General features: G+C 60.3%; 4 protein-coding genes and 1 pseudogene. All 5 read left to right on the top strand.

The annotated features are described in order from the left end of the window. Window positions 1-208 precede the first annotated feature (208 nt). Entirely contained in the window at window positions 209-484 is a 276-nt protein-coding gene (locus AC1DUU_RS23810) for a hypothetical protein (RefSeq protein WP_476785849.1), read from the top strand. 169 nt (window positions 485-653) lie between these two features. After that, complete coding sequence (locus AC1DUU_RS23805; protein WP_476785848.1) at window positions 654-1,595, top strand: MYG1 family protein; 942 nt, start codon at window positions 654-656, stop codon at window positions 1,593-1,595. Between the two features lie 178 nt (window positions 1,596-1,773). Next, window positions 1,774-2,345, top strand: a pseudogene (locus AC1DUU_RS23800) (IS6 family transposase). A 353-nt stretch (window positions 2,346-2,698) separates the two neighbouring features. After that, window positions 2,699-3,619 (top strand): dihydrodipicolinate synthase family protein, encoded by a 921-nt coding sequence (locus AC1DUU_RS23795; protein ID WP_476785847.1) that lies wholly within the window; start codon window positions 2,699-2,701, stop codon window positions 3,617-3,619. 138 nt (window positions 3,620-3,757) lie between these two features. After that, a complete protein-coding gene (locus AC1DUU_RS23790) occupies window positions 3,758-4,420 on the top strand; it encodes a TetR/AcrR family transcriptional regulator (RefSeq protein ID WP_476785846.1) in 663 nt (220 codons plus the stop codon). Window positions 4,421-4,611: the final 191 nt, after the last annotated feature.

Raw genomic sequence — 4,611 nt, 5'->3', positions numbered from 1 at the left:
CGTTCACACTCCTCCAGTCACTATGGCCTGTCCAATGAAATCTCGGGCGCGGGGTGGTGGAACGACTGCTCCGTCCAGGTTCACCTCAACATCCAACCGGTCAACAAGAACTTCGGATCGTCAGTGTGAAACCCGGTGAATGTCCGTCCATGGCGCCAAAAGATTAAGCGTCTCAGGTATGTACTACGAGCTCGGGTCCGATGCCCAGATGATGAACGACGCCGAAACCGATATCGCCTTCGATGGTCCAACTGGCCATCAGGCTGTGAACCTCTTCAAGAGCTTCCACAGCGAAGGGCCAATTGCCGATCGAGCAGCGGGCCGCCCGCCAGATGCCGGCCAGCTGGGTAGTTTCTACTTTGCGTCGGCGGGGCGGTGCGTGGTTTCGAAAAGGAGATTGGCGGCCGTTTCAATCTTGGTACTCGAGACAATACCGGGTCTTCGTATCTGTGATGAGCAGAAATTCGGTGGCTCACGCGCGTGATTTTCGAGGACGAAGCGGAGCGGTCAGTCCCCATCGCCGCAGCCATTCTGCAAGACGGGTTATGCCGACGCACCCGAATGGGCGCAAGGCGGGTTGAGCTGGTGTCGGGCAAAGGCTATCTGGTGCCAACCGCAAGCGGGTTCTCCGCGAACACAAGGCACACCCCGGCATGATCCCAGATTTCCTCGTCACCCATTCTGGTGGCTTCCATGCCGATGAACTGCTGTCCAGCGTCATCTTGACCCGGCTTTTCCCGCAGGCTCGTCTGATCCGTAGCAGGGCGCCGGAATGGACCACACCTGGTCTGGACCGCATCATCTACGATGTGGGCGGCGTATATGACGCCGCAGCGCGGATATACGATCATCATCAGCGCAGCGCACCGCTGCGCGAGGATGGCCAACCATTCAGTTCGTTCGGATTGATCTGGAAGCACTATGGCCGTGACTATCTTGCCGCCTCGGGCGTTCCCGAACCCCATATTGAGACAGTCCACGCCTCGTTCGATTCGAGCTTTGTGCTCCCAGTCGATCTGGTGGACAATGGTGCGCTCAGCCCCTCGGGACCGCTGGCCCGGCTGACGTTGCCAGCTCTGCTAGAAACCTTAAAGCCCGTTTTTGACGAAGTTGACCCTGAGGCTGAGAATCGTGGATTCCACACCGGCCTGGCCATTGCCCGAAATTTCGTCGAGGCAAGCATAGCGCGCAGCGCTGCAAAAATGCGGGCCGAGGCGGTCGTGCATCGGGCCATTGAGGCTGCAGGGAAGGGGCGTGTTCTAGAGCTTCCAATGGGAATGCCCTTCCGTCCCACCATCGTCAAAGCGGGCGCCGATCATCTGCTGTTCGTGGTTCACCCGCGCGACAAGGATTGGTGCCTGACTACGATCCGCCGGGCGGACGACGGGTTTGAGGTGAGGGCCGATCTTCCCGCGGCATGGGCCGGTCTGACTAATGGCGATCTGGAGGCGGCATGCGGCGTGGAGGGCGCGAGCTTTTGCCATAATGGCCGCTTCATAGCCGCCGCCAAGACCCGCGAGGCTGCCCTGGCCATGGCTGAGTTCGCGGTGAGGGAGGCTGTCTCCAGTGTGGTCAGGTCAGTTGGCGGCAATTGAGTGGCGTCTGCATGGCCAATGCCGTCCAACAATGGCGAGCCGTAGCGGAATAGCGGCAGGGGGACAGTGTGTGAGGTGGCGTGGGCCTCGGCGCCGTGCAATGGCCATTGCCGACAGGGCATAGGGGGTTGATGTCAGGTCAACCGGCGATGAAGCTGTTGGCTGATAGTCGGCGGCCATGATCCAGCCCATCGTCAGATATAAGCGTCATCGCTTCCCGCCCGCTGTGATCGCCCGTGCGGTCTGGCTCTACCTCCGATTCGGCGGAAGGAGACACTGGCTCTGGCGCCCCGTCGACCAGGACGGATACTTACTCGATGAGATCGTCCAGACCCGCCGAAACACCAAGGCGGCCAAACGCCTGTTGATCCGGTTGATGTAGAAGCAGGGCCCGTGTGCCGAAGCGTATCGTCACTGACAAGCTTCATTCCTAGGATGCGGCATGGCGTCAGATCATGCCCACGGTCGAGCATCGATCGCACAAAGGGCTGAACAATCGTGCCGAAAATTCGCATCTGCCACTGCGAAAACAGGAGCGGTTGATGCAACGGTTTCGCTCACCAGGCGCGCTGCAACGCTTCACAAGCGTCTTTTCGGCAGTCCGAAATCTCTTCGTGATGCCCCTTTTCAAAACACTCAGCCATCGCCGTCCATCTAATTCGCATAGCGAACGACGTGAATAGCGATTTTGTTGGGTGGGGGGCGCCATTGCGTAAATCATGTTTTCAGTCATGGGCAGGCTGGCGATGACCGTCAGTGGCCCACGACGTGGGCAGGTAAGATCGAGGCCTGGCACACATTGGCGAAGCCGGCTTTGGCGGACTTTGCGGAGCGAATGGCGCCACCCACTGCCACCGGGCTCGCATGGTTCGCAGTGGGCTGCGTCCGCAGCGTTTCAGGCAGTGAGATACAACCGCGGCAAGCCCCCCCTCGCCAGCTACTCGTGCAACTTTGCGTCAGAGCCCAAACGGCGGGTGATGCGCGAGCGCGGGGCACGTGCCATTGACAACACATCTTCTAGATTCAAACATACGTTTGAAACAAGCATTTCAAATGAGCATTCACCTTAGCTTGGCTGGGTGTCTCGAACGCTGGAGGCTGTCGTGCATACCAAACCAAATGGGTCGTTCGTGGCGCTGATCACGCCGATGAACTCCGACGGCTCTGTAGATCTGGCTGGGTTTGGCAGCCTGCTCGATTTTCACCGGCAAAACCACACAAAGGCGATCCTGATCATGGGTTCGACCGGGGAGGTCTCGATGCTGACCCCGGAAGAGCGGCGCACGATCATTACCGAAACGGCAAGAATGCCGCGGGGCGACATGCTCCTCTACTTCGGCTGCACGGGCTCCAACACCCAGGGCACGATCGATTTGGTGCGCTATGCCAAGAACGAAGGCGGCGACGGCGCCATCATTGCAGCGCCTTCCTACATCTGCGCCGACAATGAATCCATCGTCGAGTATGTTCTGGAAGTCTGCGATGCGGTCGACTTCCCGATCGGCTTCTACAACAACCCCCCGCGCGTGAAGACGGACCTTCACTGGACCGACATCCAGCGCATTTCTGCCCATCCGAACATGGTTGTACTCAAGGAATCGACCACGCGCGTTGGCCAGGTGGCCCAGGTCTGCCGCGCCGATCTCGACATCTCGGTCATGTGCTGCTGCTCGCCGAACCTCGGCTTGGTGATCCCGACCATGGCGCTGGGCGGCCATGGCACCGCGAACATGACTGGCAACATCATCCCGCGCGAGATGGCGGTCGTCTCCAAGCCATGGATGTCAGGCGAAGACGCATTCGCCTGCCGCTCGGCCTGGTTGCGCAACTTGCCGATGCTGCACTTTGCCTATGCGGCCGTTAATCCCGTTTCGATGAAGTCGCTGATGGCGGCGGTCGGCTTGCCGGCGGGGCCGCTGCGCAAGCCGCTACGGGCCGCTGACCCCAAGTTGCTTGAAGACGGCATCCGTATCGCCCGCGAACTCGAGCTCGACAGGGCCTACGGCTACCGATTGGCGCGCTGATTGGTGGCCACAGCTCCGCACTCTCAGACTGAAACTCGGCACCGGGCTTCGCGGTGGCCGAGGCTCCGCTGGTACATATCCTCAGATTTGACGCCGGTAAGAGCAGTGCGCGAACCGGCTTTCGGTTATGAGGGTTGTATGGACGCAACTGAAGAAAGAACCGGCCGGCACGACGATCGCGACACGCGTCGTGCATTGCTGCATGCGGCTACCTTCGTGTTCGCCGATCGTGGGTTCGATGCGGCCACGCTACGGGAAGTCACCCGGGCGGCGGGGGCAAACATTGCTGCAGTCAACTATCACTTCCGCTCCAAAGACGAATTGCTGCGCCTGACGCTCGAGCAATGCCTCGGCCCGCTGAACGCGGCGCGCCTGGGGGCAATGAAGGCATGTGAGGACCATCCGCAGCCAACCCTGCGCACCGTGCTCCGCGCGATCGTGGCACCGCTTGTCGAGCTCAGCCTCGACGAGCGCGGGGGGCGCGCGGCGATCCGACTGATGCTGCAAACCAAGGCTTTGCCTCGAACCCTGACCAATGAAATCTTCGCCGAGCAGTTCGACGAACTCCATCGCCTATCCCGACGAATGCTGCAGCGGGTGGCGCCCGAACTCGGTGAGGCGCAGATCGCGCTGCGCTATGAATACATTCGCGGCGCCATCTTGCACATCGTTGCGGACCTCGATCCGAATGCCCGTCGCATGCCCGGGCTCGAGGATATCCAGGATCACGTCAGCAACAACGCCCTGATAGACGACATCATCAGCTTCTGTGAGACCGGCTTTTCAAGCCGGACCGACTGATCTGATCAGCCGGATGACAAGAGTTGGGGCTACGCGTGCCGCCGTGGGTGCAAAGGACCTGATTATCTTCCCGCATAGTTGAGATGGCGAGGTCTGACATGCGCGCCCAAAACCGTGCCATTCGTAAGCTTGCTGATTTGCATGCTGCGGAGGCTCAGCTTTTTCGCAGGTGAGGAGGATAGGCGATCTCC

It is taken from the genome of Aminobacter sp. P4_H6_2 (genome assembly GCF_056400805.1).
This window is presented reverse-complemented; position numbering and strand designations above follow the sequence as displayed.

Excerpts from the sequence above, each read along its gene's own strand:
- AC1DUU_RS23790 (WP_476785846.1), top strand. The coding sequence starts at position 3,758 with ATGGACGCAACTGAAGAAAGAACCGGCCGGCACGACGATCGCGACACG.
- AC1DUU_RS23805 (WP_476785848.1), top strand. The coding sequence starts at position 654 with ATGATCCCAGATTTCCTCGTCACCCATTCTGGTGGCTTCCATGCCGAT.
- AC1DUU_RS23810 (WP_476785849.1), top strand. The coding sequence starts at position 209 with ATGATGAACGACGCCGAAACCGATATCGCCTTCGATGGTCCAACTGGC.